Here is a 20,717-nt window from a genome sequence, read left to right as displayed (position 1 = left end):
ACAGTTTTTCTTGAATTATCGAAACGAGTTATAAATAAAGCAGCCTAATATAAACAATAATAGTCTTAGTTAAGAGAGAGTTTATTCCGGATCAAGCGATGAGCGTTCCTTTTTTATTACGAAAAAGCTCGTTTGCTAAAATAGCAACCTTTAGGTTTGCGAAGATAATCCTGCTGCAGGCTATTTTATTTGCTTTAGCCTGACCTCGATTGAAAGGGTAGAGTAGAAGAAAATTTCAGTAACCTCCGCCTGATACCTCTTTTTATTCATTTCAATTGTCTTATTTTCAATCGATTTTTTTAATAAATCTCTAACTTTATAGACGGTTTCCACATCTTTTGTCAGCTGGGTCTGTAAATCATCGCGGATCATGTCTTGGACTTGTGCGGTACTGAGCCGCCTTTCTGCATCATCAAATATTCTGTTGTTTAGGAGATGTACTTGAATATCTTCAATGACCATCTTTGTTTCAGCGAGCTCGTTTAAATCATCTGCTTCCTCTTTTAAAATCTCTATCGTTTTACGCAAATCCTCAATTTCGGTCTCCTGTGTCAAAAGCATGCTAATCTGCTTTTCCTGAAGAATTCCAAACATATAAAAAAAAATCAGCCAGCTGACTAAACCTCCAAGAGCGGCACCTGCTAAAAAACGCTGCCAGCCCGGTGACCGGTATAAAGGAGGTATTCTCATGGTGTTATGTTCTCCTGTGTCAGCCAATGAATAAGCGTAGAGCCTGTCTGAGCACCGCCCAACGCTGCAAGGATTAATAAAACCTGTTTTAAAATATCCTTTGTTTCACCGTTGAAAATTCCCCGCTCAAAGCTATACACAGCGTCAAAGGTTCCTCCAATCGCTGCAACAATCGCCCAAATTCTTAAATTTTCCGAAAGGCGTGCTACCGTAGTTATCGGCGGCTGTCCGGTGAAAAATGCTGACAGCCCGCCAACAAGCGCACCGCCCAGCAGAACACCGAGTGCAATAAAATAACTGTTCATAAAGGCTGGGAAAAAGGCTTCCTTCATTCATATCATCCCTTAGCTATTAAGTCCTTTAATACTATATATGGACAAACACTGCTATTTATGTACACAGGGTAGAAGAAAACTTTAGTGAAAATGAGAACGTATTTTCTTTTTTTGAGTGTCCGTTCTATAATAAAAGAAAGAATTCAAAATGGGGGGTGAAAATCTATGTCTTTTATCCATCTCCATATTCAGAGCGGATATAGCTTACTTTCAAGCACAATAAAAATAGAAAATCTAGTAGCAGAGGCAAAGAAAAACGAATTTACCGCACTGGCCCTGACGGACAGGAATGTGATGTATGGGTCTATTGCTTTTTATAAAGAGTGCAAGAAACAGGGAATCAAGCCATTGCTTGGCCTTCTTGCAGATGTTGTGAACGGACAAGACGAATCCCGGCCTCTTCTTTTGCTTGCAAAAAACCTTACAGGCTATGAAAATCTGCTTAAAATCAGCAGCGCCATCAAAACGAAATCACCGTCGGGAATTCCGGAGAAATGGCTTAAGGCTTATGCAGGGGGAATGCTGGCTGTTTCACCCGGGAAAGAGGGGGAAATAGAGCAGCTGCTTGCAGGGGGAAACATTACAGGAGCTGAGCAAACGCTTCAAAAATGGCAAAGTATGTTCGGCGGTGACTCCGTCTATTTATCAATACAACGGACATCAGTACTCGGAGAAGAGGAATTGAATGGAAAGGTTATTGAATTCTCCCGCCGGACAGCAGCGCCGCTTGCTGCTGTAAATCCAGTATACTACCTTGGTCAGGAGGATTCTCTCGCTTATGAGGTTTTGCTTGCTGTAAGGGACGGCGCCAAGCTTTCAGATGAAGAAAGGGTTAAGCCGGAGTCCAAGGAACATTACCTGAAAAACGGCAGGAAAATGGCAGACCTTTTCAGCGATGTACCTGATGCACTTGAAAATACGTTAAAGATAGCCGGCCGATGTAATGTTGAAATTCCCCTTAATCGGCAGCTGCTTCCGAAATATCCGGTACATGAAGGCGTGACAGCAGAGGAAATGCTGGAGGCTGTATGCGAAAAAGGGCTGGAGATGCGTTATCCGAATGCTCCAAAAGCATATTGGGAAAGGCTGTATTATGAATTGGGGATAATCAAGAAAATGAAATTCAGTGATTATTTCCTGATAGTCTGGGACTTTATGAAATTCGCGAAGCAGAAAAATATACTGACCGGGCCCGGTCGAGGGTCTGCTGCTGGATCCATGGTTGCTTACGTACTCTCGATTACGGATGTAGATCCGATTGAACATAAGCTATTGTTCGAGAGGTTTTTGAACCCGGAGCGTATTTCAATGCCGGATATTGATATTGACTTCCCCGATAATCGACGAGAAGAAGTGATTTCCTATGTTGCTTCAAAATATGGTGAACTGCATGTTGCTCAGATTATAACGTTCGGAACAATGGCGGCAAAAGCTGCCTTAAGAGATGTAGGCCGGGTGTTTGGCTTAAATTCCAAAGAGCAGGAACGGCTCTCTAGGACAGTTCCATCCAGACTGGGTATTACATTGGAAGGAGCTTATAAAGAATCGCAAAGATTAAGGGAGTTTGTCGCTGAAAGCAGCATCAACCGGTCTGTTTTTCAGACGGCCCTAAAGCTTGAAGGTTTGCCAAGGCACACTTCAACACATGCCGCCGGGGTTATCATCAGCGATCAGCCGTTAACAGATCTGATTGCCATCCAGGAGGGCCATGAAGGAATCCATTTAACACAATTTCCTATGGATGTACTGGAGGAATTAGGTCTGCTTAAAATGGATTTCCTTGGATTACGGAATCTAACACTCCTGGAAAATATCATGTCAAGCATTAAAAAAGGAATTGGGAAAAGCGTGGAGATATCCAAAATTCCGCTTGATGACCCAGCTACCTTTGAGCTTTTAAGCCGGGGAGAAACAACCGGGATTTTTCAGCTGGAATCCGAAGGAATGAGAAAAGTGCTCATGAAGCTTAAGCCGGGGAGGTTCGAGGATATTGTGGCTGTAAACGCCCTATACAGACCGGGCCCGATGGAAAACATCCCCCTCTTTATTGAAAGAAAGCACGGTCTCAAGCCCATTAATTATATACACCATGACCTTAAGGATATTCTTACGGATACATATGGTGTTATTGTCTATCAGGAGCAAATCATGCAGATCGCTTCCAGGATGGCAGGTTTTTCATTAGGTCAGGCAGATTTGCTGAGACGGGCGGTTTCAAAGAAGAAGAAGGAAGTACTGGACCAGCAAAGGGAGCATTTTGTAAAAGGTTCCTTGAGCATGGGATACTCTGAACAAATTTCACATGATGTATATGATATGATTGTCCGCTTCGCTAATTATGGCTTTAACAGGAGCCACGCTGTTGCCTACAGCTTTATTGCATACCAGCTTGCCTATTTAAAAGCCCATTACCCGGATTATTTTATGGCTGCGTTAATGACCTCAGTCATCGGGAATGAGGATAAAATCTCACAATATGTCAGGGAGGCAAAGCACAAAGGAATGAACATCCTTCCTCCTTCCATCAATCACAGCGGATATCCATTTTCGGTTGAAAAAGAAGGGCTCCGTTATAGTCTCGCTGCGATAAAAGGGATTGGAGGGGCAGCTTTAAGAGAGATATTCCAGGCGAGAAAAAACAGATGGTTTTCAGATTTGTTTGATTTTTGCCTTCGCATTTCAGGAAAGACGATTAATCGGAAGGTGCTTGAAATGCTAGTGCATTCCGGGGCTTTTGATGAATTTGGGGAGGACCGGGCAACTTTGTTAGCAAGCCTTGATGTAGCATTAAGCCATTCTGAACTGGTTAACCCGAATGATGATCAATTTGATTTATTTGCTGATGCAGGGCTGACAATTAAGCCTAAGTATATGGTTGTAGAGCCAATCCGGCTGGAGGATAAACTTGCGCTGGAACGTGAAGCTCTGGGCCTGTACTTATCCGATCACCCCGTTTCCGCTTTTAAGGCGTTATTGGAGGAAACAGGAGCATCAGATACTGTTTCAGCTCTGGCTGCAACAGATCCAAAGGTTCTTATTGGTGCCTATATAACCTCCCTTAAGACAATTCGTACAAAAAAAGGGGAAGTAATGGCATTCCTGACCCTAAGCGACGAAGGGGGAGAACTGGAAGCGGTGGTCTTTCCTGATGTCTATAAAAAGCATGCTAATACCCTTAAGGCAGGAAGCATATTGGTTTTTCAGGGATCAATGGAAGAACGGGAAGGGAAAAAACAGCTCATTGTACAGCGGGCATTTTCTGCGGAAAATCTAAAAGAAATTTTGAATAGCAGCAGGGCTCGCCTTTTTTTGAAAATTGAAATGGCTCAACAGAATGCCCATACACTGCAAAAACTGAAACAAACACTGCGGAAATACAGCGGGGCAACAAAAGTAATGCTTTATTATGAGCGGGAAGATAGATATGTTCAGCTTTCCCTTATAGACTGGGTAACTCCTGGGGCTGAATTATTGACAAAGCTTAGCATGATCCTGGGCGAAAAGAACGTTCGGCTAATGGATAAGAAATAGTGACGGACAAATTTATAATCTATCACTGGCAGTGCTTGAAAGGGAAAGCCGGAATTCCTATGATTCTCGCATTAAGATGTTTCAAAGCACTGCTGTATTTTCAATAAATAAACTTTACATCTACCTTAGATATGTTATATTGGATAGTATACATACGTGGTCAGACCACTTAGATTCCTATATAAATCTTTTATTTACCATTTTAGAGGAGTGAGCAATATGACATTAAGAGATGAAGCTCTGCAAATGCATCGTGAAAACCAGGGGAAATTGGAAACGGTATCAAAAGTAACTGTCCGCAACGCGGAGGATTTAAGTCTGGCCTATTCTCCGGGAGTAGCTGAACCATGCAAGGATATTTATGACAAACCTGAGAAAGTATATGAATATACAATGAAAGGCAATACTGTTGCCGTTGTGTCGGACGGCACTGCAGTGCTTGGTCTAGGAAATATCGGTCCTGAAGCAGCTATGCCCGTAATGGAAGGAAAGGCTGTGCTTTTCAAAAGCTTTGCGGGGGTAGATGCATTTCCAATTTGCCTGAATACAACGGATGTTGAAAAAATCATTGAAACAGTTAAGCTTCTTGAACCTACATTTGGTGGCGTGAATTTAGAAGATATTGCTGCTCCAAACTGCTTTGTAATTGAAGAACGTTTAAAGAAAGAAATGAACATCCCGGTTTTTCATGATGATCAGCACGGTACGGCTATTGTCACGGTTGCCGGTCTTGTCAATGCGCTTCGTATAGTCGGCAAATCCATGTCTGAAATTAAAGTTGTCGCAAATGGTGCAGGTGCTGCCGGAATCGCAATCATTAAGCTTTTATACAGCTATGGCGTACGTGATATCATCATGTGTGATACAAAAGGGGCCATATTTGAAGGCAGACCGTATGGAATGAATAAAGTGAAGGAACAGGTTGCCAAAATGACCAACAAGGATAAACAGGAGGGAAGCCTTGAGGAAGTCATTAAGGGTGCAGATGTCTTTATAGGAGTTTCTGTTGCAGGCGCACTGACAGAAGAGATGGTTGCCTCCATGAATGTCGATCCAATCATTTTTGCAATGGCTAATCCTGTACCCGAGATTATGCCTGAAGATGCGAAAAGAGCAGGGGCTATGGTAGTGGGAACCGGTCGCTCCGACTTCCCTAACCAGGTGAATAACGTCCTGGCGTTTCCAGGGATTTTCCGAGGTGCGCTTGATGCCCGGGCAACCCATATCAATGAAAAAATGAAAGTAGCTGCTGTCGAGGCGATCGCGAGCCTGATTAACCCAGAGGAACTAAATGCCGATTACGTAATCCCAGGCCCATTCGATGAGAGGGTGGCTCCAGAGGTAGCGGCAGCCGTTGCACAGGCAGCAATGGATACAGGTGTAGCCCGAATTAAAGTAGATCTGGAAGCTATTAAAGAAAAAACGAGAAGACTGGCTATTATCGGAAAAAGCGAGTGATGGACAGGTTGAAAAAACCCGCTTCTCCCCCAAAGGTTTACATTGAAATAGTGGGAAAGCTTCGGGAAATGATTGAAGAGGATGGACTGGAGCCCGGCGATAAAATCCCTTCAGAAAGGGAGTTATCCGAGCGTTTGAATGTCGGGCGCTCTTCTGTCCGTGAAGCTTTGAGAGCGCTCGAACTCCTCGGATTAATTGAAACGCGAAGAGGAGAAGGTACCTTTATCAGGGACTTTCAAGAGCATAGGCTTGTAGAGTTATTGGGCACTTTTTTTCTGCAGGATGAAAAAGTAATCAAGGATTTGGCGGAAACAAAGACAATAATTGAATTGGACTGTCTAAGGCTGATTGCTTCTTCAGCTGCGGATCAGGAAATAAAAGACTTTAAGGAATGGGCCGGGAGTACCCAATTTACGGATGAAATGTTTTTCGAACATGCAGCCCGGATTAATCCAAACAGGCTGATGGAACGAATCTGGCGGGTAGTCAACAGCTATGCCGGCTGTCCAGCTGATGGCCGTTTCATTAGAGAGAAAGCAGAGTATTTGGAGCTGATCGATTCTCTCTTTTCGCGGGACATGGAAAAAACGCTAGTCGTATATTCGCAAAAAGTAAGGAAATTGTCGAATGGCGAATGACAGCTTTTTACAAGAATTTTAATACAAGTCTTGTATCCTTAAAGGAAATTCATTCGACATAAGACACTTGGTGAAAAAGGGAGGACTCCTCTTTGCTTAAAGATTTATTTTCAAAGCCTAAAAAAAAGAAATATGCTACTATTCCTTCCGAACGGGATAAGCAAGATATACCGGAAGGGATCATGTCAAAATGTCCTAACTGCAAAAAGATTATGTATACGAAGGAACTGGATAAAAATCTGAAAGTGTGCCTTCATTGCAGCTATCATCATCCAATGGCCTCCTTTGAGAGGGTGGAAAGCCTTGTAGACGCAGGCAGCTTTGTCGAACTGGATAGTGAAATGGTTACAGTTAATCCGTTAGACTTTCCTGGATACCTGGAAAAAGTCGAGCAGGACAAGCTAAAGGCTGGCCTCAATGAAGCAGTTTTAACTGGAACCGGAAAAATAAGGGGCAATGATGTTGTTTTGGCTATTATGGATTCCCGATTCAGAATGGGAAGCATGGGCTCAGTGGTCGGCGAGAAGATTACCCGGGCAATCGAAAAAGCCGACGAGCTTAAAGTGCCATTTATCATCTTCACAGCCTCTGGCGGTGCCCGGATGCAGGAAGGCGTCATAAGTCTGATGCAGATGGCCAAAACGAGTGCGGCGCTGAAGATGTTCAGCAGTCATGGCGGTTTAATTATTTCGGTAATGACCCATCCAACAACAGGTGGAGTTTCTGCAAGCTTTGCATCTCTAGGAGATTATAATTTGGCAGAGCCGGGGGCGCTAATTGGCTTTGCAGGCCGCCGGATTATTGAACAAACTATAAGGGAAGATCTGCCGGAGGATTTCCAAACTGCAGAATTCCTATTAAAGCATGGTCAATTGGATGCTGTGATTTCCAGGCTGGATCTAAAGGACAAACTTACGAATATTCTTGATATACATATACCGGGTGGTGTTTGGAAATGATAGGAGAATTGGAATTCGAACGTCCGGTAGTAGAGCTTAGGAAGAAAATTGATGAGCTAAAGAATCTTACAAAAGATGCTGATGTTGATTTATCGGAAGATATTGAAAGGCTTGAAAACCGCCTGCAAAAGCTTGAAAAGGATATCTATGAAAACATCAAGCCATGGGATCGTGTTCAAATTGCAAGGCATCCATCCAGACCGACCACGCTAGATTATATTTCTCACTTGTTTACAGATTTCTTTGAATGCCACGGCGACAGATACTTTGGTGATGATGAAGCGATAGTTGGCGGGATTGCTAAATTCCATGATTATCCTGTAACCGTAATCGGTCATCAGCGCGGAAAAGACACAAAGGAAAATATCAGGCGGAATTTCGGGATGCCGCATCCCGAAGGTTATAGAAAAGCATTGCGGCTAATGAAACAGGCGGAAAAATTCAACAGGCCGATAATTTGCTTGATTGATACAAAGGGAGCCTATCCAGGTAAGGCCGCTGAGGAACGCGGCCAAAGCGAAGCGATTGCCAGAAATTTATTTGAAATGGCAGGCTTAACAGTTCCTGTTATTTCCATTGTCATTGGTGAGGGAGGAAGCGGCGGAGCCCTTGCTCTTGGAGTTGCTGACAGAATTTATATGCTTGAGAACTCTACCTATTCAGTAATTTCTCCTGAAGGCGCCGCGGCTATCCTCTGGAAGGATGCCTCTCAGGCAAAAAAGGCTGCGGAAACTATGAGGATTACTGCACCTGACCTTAAGGAGCTAGGCGTAATAGATAGTATAATTAAGGAAGTAAAAGGCGGGGCCCACCGTAATGTTAAAGAACAAGCGGAGGCTATTGATATGGTGCTGAAAAAATCATTGTCAGATTTGCTAAGCCTGGACAGTGACGAACTTGTCGCTCAGCGCTATGCAAAATTCAAGCAAATCGGAGATTATTCGTTTGTAAAACAATTTACAGGGGTAAATTAAAACGTGTTGCCAAAGGCATCACGTTTTTCCGTGATTAGACTACTTTATTCTCTCAGTGTAATCAATAGGGAGGAAAAAGAGCCTATTTGCAAAGTCCCATTATTATGGGGGCAAATTTTTTCCTCTGTGACCGGCGTTTCTGTGGGCATTTCACTTTTCTATAACGACAACTTTCTAAAAATATTGTGATTTACTGCGCAAATTGGTTTACGTATTAGTTTTTCTATTTTAGAATAATTACTGGTGCAGGTTTGTGTATTTCGATATGTGCATGCTTATACATAAATATTGTAGCAATAAAACGCAAATAGTAAGTGAAGGCATATTTTAGATGGCAGGCTTTAGCAGCTTGCATTCATAAGCTCAAATTAGTATTTCATATTAGAACAATGGCTACAAATCATATGGTGTTACAGCCATCCTTCTGGCGTTTTTCAAATAAGTTTAGAGATTTAAGAGGTGATTCGGATGAAAAGAATAGGTGTTTTAACCAGTGGCGGCGATTCTCCAGGCATGAATGCCGCAGTAAGGGCAGTTGTCCGTAAAGCTATTTATCACAATCTGGAGATCTATGGCATTTATCATGGCTATCAGGGATTGATTGATGGTGAAATTAAAAAGCTTGAGCTCGGATCAGTTGGTGATATTATTCATCGTGGAGGCACAATGCTTTACTCGGCTCGTTGTCCGGAATTCAAAACAGAAGAAGGCCAGCTAAAGGGAATAGAGCAGCTGAAAAAACATGGAATTGAGGGACTTGTAGTCATTGGCGGTGATGGTTCTTACCGCGGGGCAAAGGCATTGACTGAACGCGGCTTCCCATGTGTTGGAGTTCCTGGAACTATTGATAATGATATTCCCGGTACAGAATTCACGATTGGTTTTGATACCGCGTTGAATACCGTAATTGATGCCATCGACAAAATTAGGGATACAGCCACTTCTCATGAAAGAACATACATAATTGAGGTTATGGGTAGAGATGCTGGCGATATCGCTTTATGGGCAGGCCTTGCCGGTGGGGCAGAAACGATTTTGATCCCAGAAGATAAATCCAATATGGACGATATTGTCAGCAGGCTGAAGCGCGGTCATGAGCGCGGCAAGAAGCATAGCATCATTATAGTTGCTGAAGGTGTAGGAAGCGGAGTCGATTTTGCCAGAAAAATCGAGGAAATGACCAGCTTTGAAACAAGAGTAACCGTACTTGGGCATACGCAGCGTGGAGGATCTCCAACAGCGAGTGACCGGGTACTTGCGAGCCGTTTAGGGGCACTTGCAGTAGAACTGCTTATTGAGAACAAAGGCGGCCGCGCGGTTGGAATTGTCCAAAACCGCTTGGTTAACTATGATATTATAGAAGCACTGGCACAGCCTCATACTCTCGATATGAAAATGTATCAGCTATCACAGGAGCTTTCAATCTAAATTCGACTGAAAGAACCCGGACGATTAACCAAAAGTCCTCTTTCTAATTTCTGTACCGGTTTGGATGAATAGCATTCTAAAAGTTTCGGAACAAGTCTTTGCCTTTGCAACATCACAATAAGGGGCAAAACCATTAGATAATATCTATCCCATACATTTACTATTGAGGATAATAATAGGAGGTAAATCCAAACATGCGCAAAACGAAAATCGTATGTACTATCGGTCCTGCAAGTGAGAGCGTCGATAAGCTCACTCAATTAATTGAAGCGGGTATGAATGTATCGCGCCTTAATTTTTCTCACGGAGATCATGAAGAACATGGACAGCGTATCGCCAACATCCGGGAAGCCGTTCAAAAAACCGGAAAACAGGTCGCGATTCTTCTAGATACAAAAGGACCTGAAATCCGTACTCATAATATGGAAAACGATGCCATCGAGCTCACAGCAGGTTCTTCTGTGACTGTCTCTATGAATGAAGTACTTGGAACCAAGGAGAAATTTTCCATAACTTACCCAGGTCTTATTGAGGATGTCGAGCCAGGATCTAAGATTTTGCTTGATGATGGTTTAATAGGGCTAGAAGTAAAGGAAATCCGTCGTGAAAACCAAGAAATTGAAACAGTGGTTCTTAACCCTGGAACCCTGAAAAATAAAAAAGGTGTCAACGTGCCGGGAGTTTCTGTCAAACTTCCAGGGATTACTGAAAAAGACGCAAAGGATATTGTTTTTGGTATCGAACAAGGTATAGACTTTATTGCTGCTTCTTTTGTCCGCCGTGCCTCCGATGTTTTGGAAATCCGGGAATTACTGCATAAAAATAATGCACCGCATATTCAGATTATCCCTAAGATCGAGAACCAGGAAGGCGTAGACAATATTGACGAAATCCTGGAGGTTTCTGATGGTCTAATGGTAGCGAGGGGAGACCTGGGTGTTGAAATACCAGCAGAAGAGGTCCCGCTTGTGCAGAAGCAGCTGATCAAGAAGTGCAATACACTTGGAAAGCCAGTTATTACAGCCACCCAGATGCTTGACTCCATGCAGCGCAATCCGCGCCCAACCCGTGCGGAAGCAAGTGATGTAGCAAATGCGATTTTTGATGGTACTGATGCTATCATGCTTTCCGGTGAAACTGCAGCGGGAGCTTATCCTATTGAAGCTGTTCAAACTATGCACAATATTGCTTCACGTGCAGAATCAGCATTAAACCACCGAGAGCTGCTTTCTAAGCGCAGTAAGGACAGCGAGCATAATGTGACTGACGCAATTGGGGAATCGGTTGCTCATACAGCACTAAACCTTGAAGTTGATGCAATCATCACTCCAACTGAAAGCGGGCATACGGCGAGGATGATTTCTAAGTATCGTCCAAAAGCACCGATAATTGCGGTTACTTCTAAGGATCATGTATCAAGGCGCTTAGCCCTTGTATGGGGAGTTTATCCACAAATCGGTCCAGAAGCAACTACAACGGATGATATGCTTGAGTCATCGATCCAGGAAAGCTTGAACTCTGGATTGGTTTCCCATGGAGATTTAGTTGTGATTACAGCTGGGGTTCCAGTTGGTGAAACAGGCACTACTAATTTGATGAAAATTCATGTTCTTGGCGAAGAAATAATCAAAGCACAGGGCATCGGCCGCAAATCAGCTAGAGGAAAAGTGGTTATTGCCAGAAACGCTGCAGAAGCAATTGAAAATGTAACAGAAGGATCGGTTCTTGTTACTTTTGCAACTGATCGTGATATGATGCCTGCTATAGAAAAATGTGCTGCCCTTATCACTGTAGAGGGCGGATTGACCAGCCATGCCGCGGTTGTTGGAGTCACTCTTGGTATTCCAGTTATTGTAGGAGCAGAAAATGCTACAACTCTTTTAACCAACGGCCAAAGCATAACAGTCGATTCTGGAAGAGGAATCATTTACAATGGACATTCAAGTGTCCTTTAATCCAAATAGACTTCAATAACGCTTAAAACCCTGCCAGAATGATTTGGCAGGGTTTTTTAAATATTCCGGTTCTCTAATGTTCTGCAAAAATTTCTCCGGTATGTATTAGAGGAATGAACAGGAATTTAGGTGTATACTAATAGTACAAGAACTTTTTCATCTGGAGGAACTTTATGAGGTATTTGCTCTTGATTTTGATAATTGTACCAGCTCTTGAGATATGTACTCTGTTGCTCTCTGGAAGAACAATTGGATTTTTTCCTACGATTTTTTTAATTATCGCCACAGGGATTGCAGGCGCATATTTAGCGAAAAAGCAGGGGATGGAAACAATTCGGAATGCGCAGTTTCAAATGAGGACAGGACAGATTCCTGGAGAGGCTTTACTGGATGGAATATGTATTCTAGCCGGGGCTTGCTTTTTGTTAACCCCTGGATTTATAACTGATGCCATTGGATTTTTTCTATTACTGCCGCCAACCCGAAAAATGATTAAGCCTCTGTTGCTGAAACTTATCAGGAACAGAATGATTGATAAAAATATAACAATCATTCGCTAAGTGAACATTGCTGGCGATACCTAACCCCTGGCTAAGGAGGTGACTTCTTCTCACCTTCCTTGCCAGGGGTTTTTTGCATTAGAAAAGCCATGAATAACTTTTTAATAGCGCAGATACTCTAGCTCCAGCGCTCCGCCCCTTTTTTCCCGCAGGAAAATAAAGCCCCCACACGATGTGCTAGTGCCGGCTTCGCCAACCAATGATTGCTCCGGCAATGATATTGCTATTTTTTAAATTTTTAGAAAAATAAGGTGACAAAATAAAAACTGTTGTTATATAATACAATCAAGAAATAGTCATTCTGTATTATAACAATATAAATAAAAGGGAGTGATGCTTCACGGCGGCCAAGGCTGTAAGAAATTTTGGTAGTTAAGTTGCGGATACTTATAAGTAAAAAAATAGTTAAGGAGGAACATAGATGATGAGACAAGCAAAAGCAAGGAAATTAGAGGAAAACTGGAAAACGGATAAAAGGTGGAAAGGGATTACCAGACCTTACAGCGGGGAGGATGTAATCCGTTTAAGAGGCTCGCTTGAAATCGAGCAAACATTGGCGCGCCGTGGCTCTGAAAAGCTCTGGAACCTTTTGAATACTAAGGATTTCATTAACGCGCTTGGCGCTTTGACTGGAAACCAGGCGATGCAGCAAGTGAAAGCAGGGTTGAAAGCAATCTACTTAAGCGGCTGGCAGGTTGCTGCTGATGCAAACCTTTCCGGGCATATGTACCCTGACCAAAGCTTGTACCCGGCAAACAGCGTTCCGCAGGTTGTTAAGCGCATTAACCAGGCATTGCAGCGCGCTGACCAGATTTATTATATGGAAGGAAAAGAGGAAATTGATTGGTTTGCACCGATTGTTGCGGATGCTGAAGCAGGTTTTGGAGGACAGCTCAATGTATTTGAATTAATGAAAGGAATGATTGAGGCGGGGGCTGCCGGAGTCCATTTTGAAGACCAGCTTTCATCCGAGAAGAAGTGCGGCCACCTTGGTGGCAAAGTGCTACTCCCAACACAAACGGCAGTACGCAACTTAATTGCTGCCCGGTTTGCAGCGGATGTAATGGGAGTTCCGACTGTGCTTATTGCACGTACTGACGCAAATGCGGCTGATTTAATTACAAGTGATGTAGATCCGGCGGACGCAGAATTCATCACGGGCGAACGGACTCCTGAAGGTTTTTATCAGACGCGCGCAGGACTGGACCAGGCGATTGCCAGAGGGCTTTCCTATGCCCCATATGCTGACCTCATCTGGTGTGAAACCTCTGAGCCGAATCTTGAGGAAGCCGGTCGATTTGCAGAAGCCATCCATGAACAATTCCCTGGAAAGCTATTAGCCTATAACTGCTCTCCATCGTTTAACTGGAAACAAAAGCTCGATGACGAAACGATTGCCAATTTCCAGGCTGAACTGGGTAAAATGGGATACAAATTTCAGTTCGTTACCCTTGCTGGTTTCCATGCCCTTAACCATGGTATGTTTGAATTGGCACGCCAGTATAAGGATCGGGGCATGGCAGCATACTCTGAGCTTCAACAGGCGGAATTCGCGAGTGAGATACATGGCTACACAGCCACAAGGCATCAGCGCGAAGTTGGAACAGGCTATTTTGATGAGTTGGCCCAAGTTATATCAGGCGGAACATCTTCAACTACGGCCTTAAAGGGATCAACTGAAACGGAGCAATTCCAGGACAAAACCAGGGAGTCAGTTCCCAACAATAATCAATACAGGTAGCATTCTAGTAATGCATGGCGGCGAAATAGGAGGGAGGACGCAGAATCGCGTCCTCCTTTTATGGTGCCGTCCGACCGCCTTTAATTAATACTTTTTTTGTCATCTCCAAGGATAAAATGCCAAATTTCTTTGAAGGTATTTGCCCGCTGAAGCGTATTTATAGTGACGAGGACGACAGGTCCTGCAATTAGCCCAAGGAAGCCGATTAATTTAAACCCGACAAATAGCGAAACCAGCGTCGCAAGCGGGTCGAGGCCGATGCTGGAGGAGAGCACCTTTGGCTCCATCAGCTGCCTTTGGACAATCACGACTATGTATAAGACAGAAAGTCCAACTGCCATGTTCGTTTCGCCTGAGATAAATTCAAAAACAATCCAGGGAACAAATACTGCACCAGTCCCCAGGTACGGGAGAATATCAACCATGCCGACTATTAACGCGATGGTGATCGCATATTCCACACGGAGGACCAAAAGACCGATTAAAACGGTTACCGTCGTAATGGATATAAGTGTAAACTGTGCCCGGATAAACCCAAATAGGGCCTTTTTTAAATCCTCAATTACTCTTTTAACTCCCTGAAAAACCCTTTTCGGCAAAAACCTTCCTCCTATCCTTGAAAGGCGGTACCAATCCTTGCTGATGAAGAAAGTAGCAAGAAGGGAAAATACTAGTACGGTTGCTGCGTTTGGAAACCAACCGATGATAGCGGGTATTTTTTGAAAAAAGCTTTGAATAAAATCTCCCACTGTGGAACCAATCTGTTTGCCGCCATTTTCAATATTATTCATAAGGGTGTTCTGCTGACTGGCATCCAAATTGTTAAAATAAGCTGCTATTTGATTGTAAAGCGGGATAATTTGCGATTCGATATAATCTTCCATATAATCGATAAGAGTATCCAGGTGCCGGGGTACCATATTTCCTAGATAGTCGGCACCTGAAACAATTTCAGCCACCAGTAGTGTAACCAGACCGGCAAATAACGACAGAATAAAGGTAAGTGAGACGAAAACGGCTATCCCCCTTGGAAGCCGCGCCTTATATTCAAAAAAGTTAACAAGCGGGTTTATTAGAAAAGCAATCACAATGGCAATAATAAATGGATATGTATATGAAGAAACATAAAATACGGCGGCGGCAGCAAGCAAAATAAGACCAAATACAAAAAGAAAACGTAAAAGCCGTTGTACATGAACTGGATTCAAAGAATATGCCCTCCTATTTAAATCGGCATTAGTACAGACGATTTATCCCGATTGATAAATCTTAAAATATGGCTGAAAAAACAAGGGCAGGGCCGAATCAGTGATTTTGTGTAATATTACCCAGGATGTTATATTGACATAATATAACTAATTAGGAGGTTGATCATGAGCGGACCTGTCCTTTTTTTATCGCTGCTGGCCTTGATCGGCTTGGTAGCGAAAAACACATCCTTGATAATTGCAGCAGGATCCTTGCTGTTATTGAAGGCTACCGGAATTGATGAGAAGGTATTTCCTTACTTGCAATCAAAGGGAATAAACATAGGAGTTACAATTATAACGATAGCAGTCCTCGTTCCAATCGCTAATGGCTCGATTGGTTTTAAAGAACTAGGGGCAGCTGTGAAATCTCCGGTGGCGTGGATCGCACTTGGTTCAGGAATTGCTGTAGCGCTAATTGCAAAAAGCGGCCTTACGCTCCTGGCTAAGGATCCTCATATAACAACGGCTTTGGTTTTCGGTACCATTCTCGCTGTGTCCTTGTTCAAAGGGATAGCCGTTGGTCCTCTGATTGGTGCAGGGATTGCCTTCATGTTTATGAAACTTTTTGAATTCATAAGATGACAGGAAGAAGCGCAAGCGCCTGCAAAATGCAATGTCGGTCAACAAAGCTTCCGGGCTGTGTGGCACCAGACGTCTGTCCTTGATCATTAAAAAGATATCGGCTCGTCCATTAGCCTCATCAGCGAGAGGATGCAAAATTTTATATTTCCTCCACAAGAATTTAAATTTTATAGGAGTGCTGGGCGGTCCAGTCCTCCTCCCTTTACACTAACGTTCTGCCTTCAGCTTGAGATGCACCAAATAAGGCCAGGCCCCTTTTTAAAGAAAAATTTTATTTCTTTTGGTAACTCCTGTCCTAAATTAGTACAGGAAGCAAAATTCTATATAAGAATAAAGATATAATTCTCCATGACGTTCTGCTCTAAATATATGGCGAAGCCGAAATACTTATTCTAATAGAGTTTCAACAAAAATTTCTAAATACAGTTAGTTTTATATGGATTGTGTTTTTCTAATAAAATATTAATTTATTCACATTTTGTGCTTTTTCATTCACAAATGTCAGATAATTGTTTATAATAGGACTTGTAAGCGCATCCTTTCAAAATTTCTATGAACATGCCATTCTAGTGAACGGTTTTGTTTAACGGAAACAGTGCCGCAAGATTGAGCAAGCGCTCAGTTATGAAAGTTTTGAATGCGCAAGGAAGGGGTACATATGGAAGTGCTAGTGCTTTTCTCCTGATGTCAGTATAATGAGGAACCTTAGCACTATTGGTAACGCTTTCATTATTTGCCGGGGGTTTCCTTCGGTTAGAGATACATATGGTGTGGTAATGCGCCCATGCCATCAGTGGTCAATTATATATTACGCAGATAGTAATGGGTAAAGGGGAATTTTTTATTAAAAGGAGAGATTCTTGATGACAGTAACAAGAGGTCTGGAAGGAATTGTAGCAACAACTTCATCCATTAGCTCCATCATTGATGATACGCTTACATACGTAGGTTATGACATCGATGATCTAGCTGAAAATGCGACATTTGAAGAAATTATTTATCTATTATGGCATCGTAAGCTTCCTAACAAAGCCCAGTTGTCTGAATTGACACAACAGCTGGCAGAAAACGCTAGCCTGCCACAGGAAGTGCTTGAACACTTCAAAATGTATCCTATTAACGATGTGCACCCGATGGCAGCTCTTCGTTCTGCTATTTCACTATTAGGACTTTATGATGAAGAAGCGGACCTAATGGATGAAGATGCAAACTACCGTAAAGCGATCCGCCTTCAGGCAAAGATCCCTTCTATTGTTACAGCATTTTCCCGTGTAAGAAAAGGGCTTGAACCCGTAGCTCCAAGAACTGATTTGAGCTTTGCAGCCAACTTCCTTTATATGTTGAGCGGTGAGGAACCATCCCCAGTCGAAGAGGAAGCATTTAACAAAGCGCTTGTTCTTCATGCTGACCACGAATTAAATGCGTCCACATTTACGGCCCGTGTATGTGTCGCTACACTTTCCGATATCTATTCAGGTATCACAGCTGCCATTGGCGCATTGAAAGGACCTCTTCATGGCGGAGCCAATGAAGCGGTAATGAAGATGCTAAAAGAAATCGGTTCAGTTGACAACGTAGAAAGCTATGTAAATAATAAACTTCAAAACAAAGAAAAGATTATGGGCTTCGGCCACCGTGTGTACCGTAAAGGGGATCCCCGTGCGAAGCATCTTAAAGTTATGTCTGAAAGATTAACCAATCTGACAGGGCAGGCTGAATACTATGAAATGTCAATCAAAATAGATGAACTGGTGACTTCTCAGAAGAATCTGCCGCCTAATGTAGACTTCTATTCTGCATCTGTCTATCACAGCCTTGGCATCGACCATGACCTGTTTACTCCAATTTTCGCAGTCAGCCGTACATCAGGCTGGATTGCCCATATTTTGGAGCAGTATGAAAATAACCGCCTGATCCGCCCTCGTGCCGAATATACAGGCCCTGGAATGCAAACGTACGTTCCGGTTGACGCAAGATAAACAGCATTTTTCGAATTGACAGAATTAAAGTAAATTAATAGTGTAGTAGTAAGGGTTATGGGGCTTAATCGATGTAGACATCGTTCTGAATAAAACAGGTGTCTAACTGCAGCGCCTAGCTCCTCGAGGTCATCAGTCAAATTCCTCCAGAAGGCAAAGAACGCCTTCTTACGGAATTCGTCCTATGCTTGTCGGGGCTGACCAAGGCGCTTCCGCATTTCGATGTTCCCTAACCTTTGATATCGAATTTGGAGGGATAGCAATGAATCAAGGTGAAAAAATTACAGTAGAAAATGGTACACTACGCGTGCCGAACAATCCGGTTATACCGTTTATTGAAGGGGATGGCATTGGTCCGGATATTTGGGCAGCAGCGTCACGGGTTCTGGAAGCAGCCGTAGAAAAAGCATATAACGGCGAAAAGAATATTGTTTGGAAAGAAGTCCTTGCAGGGGAAAAGGCATTCAATCAAACTGGCGAATGGCTACCACAGGAAACACTTGATATGATCCAGGAGTACTTGATCGCTATTAAAGGACCTCTTACAACTCCAATTGGCGGAGGAATCCGTTCACTAAACGTAGCTTTACGCCAGGAACTTGACCTGTTTGTCTGCCTGCGCCCAGTTCGTTATTTTGATGGTGTACCTTCTCCAGTAAAGCGTCCTGAAGATACTGATATGGTTATCTTCCGTGAAAATACTGAAGATATTTACGCTGGAATCGAATACGCTAAAGGCTCTGACGAAGTAAAAAAAGTAATTGACTTCCTTCGCAATGAAATGGGAGTAAATAAGATCCGTTTCCCTGAAACATCAGGAATTGGTATCAAGCCTGTTTCTGAAGAAGGAACACAGAGACTTGTACGTGCAGCGATCAACTACGCGGTCAAGGAAGGACGTAAGTCTGTTACTCTAGTACATAAAGGCAATATTATGAAGTTTACTGAGGGTGCATTCAAGAATTGGGGATATGAGCTTGCTGAACAGGAATTCGGCGACAAAGTATTCACTTGGAATCAATATGACCGAATTAAAGAAGAACAAGGCTCTGAAGCTGCAAATAAAGCTCAGGCCGAAGCTGAAGCAGCAGGGAAGATCATCATCAAGGATTCTATCGCGGACATTTTCTTACAGCAAATCCTTACTCGTCCGAAAGAATTTGATGTGGTAGCAACAATGAACCTGAACGGTGATTACATTTCCGATGCACTTGCTGCACAGGTAGGCGGAATTGGTATTGCGCCAGGCGCCAACATTAACTATGAAACTGGACATGCAATTTTCGAAGCGACTCATGGAACAGCTCCTAAGTATGCAGGCCAGGATAAAGTGAATCCATCCTCTGTACTTCTGTCCGGTGTACTGATGCTTGAACACCTTGGATGGAATGAGGCTGCGAAAATGATCACTGCTTCTGTGGAGAAGACAATTTCTTCTAAAGTGGTAACATATGATTTCGCCCGTTTAATGGACGGTGCGACAGAAGTAAAATGCTCTGAATTCGCAGATGAACTTATTAAAAACCTGTAATAGAATAATTTTTGAAAATTTTGCTTCTGTACCGGGGCCTCCCTTGCCCTGCGTACAGAAGCTAATTTGATAGCCAGGAAAAATTAAATATTGTATTTATTTTCGAGGAGGAGCTGTCATGTCTCTAAAACGCAAAAAAGTCTCTGTGATCGGTGGCGGATTTACTGGCGCTACAACTGCTTTTTTATTAGCTCAGAAAGAACTTGGTGACGTAGTATTAGTTGATATTCCTCAAATGGAAAATCCGACAAAAGGTAAAGCTCTTGATATGCTTGAAGCCAGTCCGATACAGGGCTTTGACGCTAACATTACAGGTACTTCCAGCTACGAAGATACAGCTGATTCGGATATCGTTATCATCACAGCAGGTATCGCGCGCAAGCCGGGCATGAGCCGAGATGATTTGGTTCAAACTAACCAAAAGGTCATGAAAGCTGTTACTAAGGAAATTGTAAAATATTCTCCGGAATGCTACATCATCGTCCTTACAAATCCTGTTGATGCAATGAGCTATACAGTATTTAAAGAGTCCGGTTTCCCTAAAAACCGCGTCATCGGCCAATCCGGTGTACTTGATACAGCTCGTTTCCGCACCTTTGTCGCTCAGGAGTTAAATCTTTCTGTTAAAGATGTTACCGGCTTTGTTTTAGGCGGTCACGGAGATGATATGGTCCCTCTTGTACGCTACTCATATGCAGGCGGAATACCATTGGAAACTCTTATCCCCCAAGAGCGCTTAGATGCAATCGTTGAACGCACACGCAAGGGCGGCGGAGAGATTGTCAATCTTTTAGGCAACGGCAGTGCTTACTATGCTCCTGCTGCGTCGCTTGTTGAAATGGCAGAAGCTATCCTTAAAGATCAGCGCCGTGTACTTCCTTCTATCGCTTACCTTGAAGGTGAATATGGCTTTGCAGGAATTTACCTCGGCGTTCCTACTATTCTTGGTGCTGGCGGCATTGAAAAAGTTATCGAACTTGATTTAACTGAAGATGAAAAGGCAGCCCTTGCTAAATCTGCTGAATCTGTTCGCAATGTAATGAATGTTTTAGCTTAACAAACATATCCTCAAAATAAATAGCTTAAGATTAAAATTCGGGGAAACA

Annotated in this window: 16 protein-coding genes; 13 read left to right on the top strand and 3 right to left on the bottom strand. The window is 43.1% G+C overall.

The window, feature by feature from the left end; genetic code table 11:
- Positions 1–180: 180 nt before the first annotated feature.
- Both ytrI and D0469_RS05355 read right to left on the bottom strand, forming a co-directional pair.
- Entirely contained in the window at positions 181–690 is a 510-nt protein-coding gene (gene ytrI, locus D0469_RS05360) for a sporulation membrane protein YtrI (RefSeq protein WP_117325611.1), read from the bottom strand.
- A complete protein-coding gene (locus D0469_RS05355; RefSeq protein WP_117325610.1) occupies positions 687–1,022 on the bottom strand; it encodes a YtrH family sporulation protein in 336 nt (111 codons plus the stop codon). The genes ytrI and D0469_RS05355 overlap by 4 nt, the downstream gene beginning before the upstream one ends.
- Before the next feature lie 168 nt (positions 1,023–1,190).
- Between D0469_RS05355 and dnaE the strand changes: the two genes are divergently transcribed.
- From dnaE to aceA, 9 genes are all read left to right on the top strand, one after another.
- Positions 1,191–4,556, top strand: coding sequence for a DNA polymerase III subunit alpha (gene dnaE / locus D0469_RS05350; protein WP_117325609.1), 3,366 nt, complete (start codon positions 1,191–1,193; stop codon positions 4,554–4,556).
- 219 nt (positions 4,557–4,775) lie between these two features.
- Positions 4,776–6,014 (top strand): NAD(P)-dependent malic enzyme, encoded by a 1,239-nt coding sequence (locus D0469_RS05345; RefSeq protein WP_117325608.1) that lies wholly within the window; start codon positions 4,776–4,778, stop codon positions 6,012–6,014.
- The gene (locus D0469_RS05340) at positions 6,014–6,652 is read left to right on the top strand and encodes a FadR/GntR family transcriptional regulator (protein ID WP_117325607.1); all 639 of its coding nucleotides are present in this window, start codon (positions 6,014–6,016) and stop codon (positions 6,650–6,652) included. Before D0469_RS05345 ends, D0469_RS05340 begins: the two co-directional genes overlap by 1 nt.
- A gap of 92 nt (positions 6,653–6,744) precedes the next feature.
- Entirely contained in the window at positions 6,745–7,611 is an 867-nt protein-coding gene (gene accD / locus D0469_RS05335; protein WP_117325606.1) for an acetyl-CoA carboxylase, carboxyltransferase subunit beta, read from the top strand.
- Positions 7,608–8,585 (top strand): acetyl-CoA carboxylase carboxyl transferase subunit alpha, encoded by a 978-nt coding sequence (gene accA / locus D0469_RS05330; protein ID WP_117325605.1) that lies wholly within the window; start codon positions 7,608–7,610, stop codon positions 8,583–8,585. The genes accD and accA overlap by 4 nt, the downstream gene beginning before the upstream one ends.
- Before the next feature lie 468 nt (positions 8,586–9,053).
- Positions 9,054–10,013, top strand: coding sequence for a 6-phosphofructokinase (gene pfkA / locus D0469_RS05325; protein WP_117325604.1), 960 nt, complete (start codon positions 9,054–9,056; stop codon positions 10,011–10,013).
- Between the two features lie 194 nt (positions 10,014–10,207).
- Positions 10,208–11,968, top strand: a complete 1,761-nt coding sequence (pyk, locus tag D0469_RS05320) for a pyruvate kinase (RefSeq protein WP_117325603.1) — start codon at positions 10,208–10,210, stop codon at positions 11,966–11,968.
- A gap of 173 nt (positions 11,969–12,141) precedes the next feature.
- Complete coding sequence (locus tag D0469_RS05315; protein ID WP_117325602.1) at positions 12,142–12,528, top strand: FxsA family protein; 387 nt, start codon at positions 12,142–12,144, stop codon at positions 12,526–12,528.
- A 424-nt stretch (positions 12,529–12,952) separates the two neighbouring features.
- On the top strand, positions 12,953–14,269 hold the full coding sequence (gene aceA, locus D0469_RS05310) for an isocitrate lyase (protein WP_117325633.1): 1,317 nt from the start codon (positions 12,953–12,955) through the stop codon (positions 14,267–14,269).
- An 80-nt stretch (positions 14,270–14,349) separates the two neighbouring features.
- Here aceA and ytvI read toward each other — a convergent pair whose 3' ends face one another.
- Positions 14,350–15,477: a sporulation integral membrane protein YtvI gene (gene ytvI / locus D0469_RS05305; RefSeq protein ID WP_117325601.1), complete on the bottom strand. Its 1,128-nt coding sequence runs from the start codon at positions 15,475–15,477 to the stop codon at positions 14,350–14,352.
- A gap of 165 nt (positions 15,478–15,642) precedes the next feature.
- Here ytvI and D0469_RS05300 point away from each other — a divergent pair, with 165 nt between their 5' ends.
- The 4 genes from D0469_RS05300 (at position 15,643) to mdh (ending at position 20,668) form a co-directional block, all read left to right on the top strand.
- The gene (locus D0469_RS05300; RefSeq protein ID WP_199478370.1) at positions 15,643–16,101 is read left to right on the top strand and encodes a DUF441 domain-containing protein; all 459 of its coding nucleotides are present in this window, start codon (positions 15,643–15,645) and stop codon (positions 16,099–16,101) included.
- 863 nt (positions 16,102–16,964) lie between these two features.
- Entirely contained in the window at positions 16,965–18,080 is a 1,116-nt protein-coding gene (gene citZ, locus D0469_RS05295) for a citrate synthase (protein WP_117325600.1), read from the top strand.
- A 262-nt stretch (positions 18,081–18,342) separates the two neighbouring features.
- Entirely contained in the window at positions 18,343–19,611 is a 1,269-nt protein-coding gene (icd, locus tag D0469_RS05290; RefSeq protein WP_117325599.1) for an NADP-dependent isocitrate dehydrogenase, read from the top strand.
- 118 nt (positions 19,612–19,729) lie between these two features.
- Positions 19,730–20,668: a malate dehydrogenase gene (mdh, locus tag D0469_RS05285; protein ID WP_117325598.1), complete on the top strand. Its 939-nt coding sequence runs from the start codon at positions 19,730–19,732 to the stop codon at positions 20,666–20,668.
- Positions 20,669–20,717: the final 49 nt, after the last annotated feature.

The sequence above is a fragment of the Peribacillus saganii genome (genome assembly GCF_003429095.1).
Taxonomy (GTDB): Bacteria; Bacillota; Bacilli; order Bacillales; family DSM-1321; genus Peribacillus; species Peribacillus saganii.
The sequence above is the reverse complement of the archived record's forward strand: the minus strand, read 5'-3'. Positions and strand labels throughout refer to the sequence as shown.